Genomic DNA, 461 nt, shown 5'->3' with positions numbered 1-461 from the left:
ACCACCCGTAACCGAGATGACCAAAAACGGGCAGATGATTTAGTGAAACGTAATTTTAATGCTGATCATCCTGACCCTTGCGAAGCAATGCTTCTCAGGTGGGTGACTTTACCTATATTCAAACTCATTCAGGCTGGGTCTATACCGCCTTTATTATTGATGTGTTCTCACGAGCAATTGTTGGATGGAAAGTATCTACACGGATGAATACAGATATGGTGCTCGATGCACTTGAGCAAGCATTGCACGATCGAGGCATGCCAAAGAATGTGATTCATCATTCCGATAGAGGTGTTCAATATTTTTCTATTCGCTATACCAATCGTTTAGAAGCTGCAAATTTACGAGCATCAGTCGGTACAACTGGTGATTTATACGATAATGCTCTGGCTGAAACGGTGAATGGCTTATACAAAACAGAGGTGATTGAATATTTAAAAGCAGATTGGCAAGGTTTAGCG

At 41.4% G+C, this 461-nt stretch carries 1 pseudogene; it reads left to right on the top strand.

The annotated features are described in order from the left end of the window. A pseudogene (locus DPG01_RS18580) lies at positions 1-461 on the top strand (IS3 family transposase); the annotation flags it as partial.

It is taken from the genome of Acinetobacter sp. WCHAc060042 (assembly GCF_003231195.1).
Classification (GTDB): Bacteria; Pseudomonadota; Gammaproteobacteria; order Pseudomonadales; family Moraxellaceae; genus Acinetobacter.
The sequence above is the reverse complement of the archived record's forward strand: the minus strand, read 5'-3'. Positions and strand labels throughout refer to the sequence as shown.